Genomic DNA, 548 nt, shown 5'->3' with positions numbered 1-548 from the left:
TCTCGCCGAGCTGGTAGCCCACGCTGAGCACCGGGTTCAGCGCCGACAGCGCGTCCTGGAAGATCATCGCGATGTGCCCGCCCCGGATGGACCGCCGGGCGGCCGTGCCCATGGTCAGCAGGTCCTCGCCGCGGAACAGGATCCGCCCCGCGGTGATCCGCCCCGGCGGCATGTCCAGGATGCCCATGACCGCCTGCGCCGTCACCGACTTGCCCGAGCCGGACTCCCCCAGCACCGCCAGCGTCTCCCCCGCCGCGACGGAGTAGCTCACCCCGTTCACCGCCTTGGCGACCCCGTCCCGGGTGGCGAACTCGACGTGCAGGTCCCGGACGTCGAGCAGCGGCCCCTGGTACGGCGCCTTCCGCTCGTGCCCGGCGGTGTCCACCGCTGTACTCACGATGCGCTCCCCTCGCTCAGCGAAGCTTCGGATCGAGGGCGTCGCGCACCGCGTCGCCCAGCATGATGAAGGCCAGCACGGTGATCGAGAGCGCCGCGGCCGGGAAGAACAGCACGTACGGCGCCGTCCGGATCACCTTCTGGGCGGAGGA

1 protein-coding gene and 1 pseudogene are annotated in these 548 nt (G+C 71.7%); both read right to left on the bottom strand.

The features are described 5' to 3' along the window. Window positions 1–397 (bottom strand): ATP-binding cassette domain-containing protein (locus AE652_RS42815; RefSeq protein ID WP_199823245.1); only part of this gene is annotated, 397 nt, incomplete at its 3' end. Window positions 398–413: 16 nt separating this feature from the next. After that, window positions 414–548: pseudogene (locus tag AE652_RS45995) on the bottom strand (ABC transporter permease); the annotation flags it as partial.

This window comes from Kitasatospora sp. MY 5-36, from assembly GCF_001182915.1.
Lineage (GTDB): Bacteria > Actinomycetota > Actinomycetes > Streptomycetales > Streptomycetaceae > Kitasatospora.
This window is presented reverse-complemented; position numbering and strand designations above follow the sequence as displayed.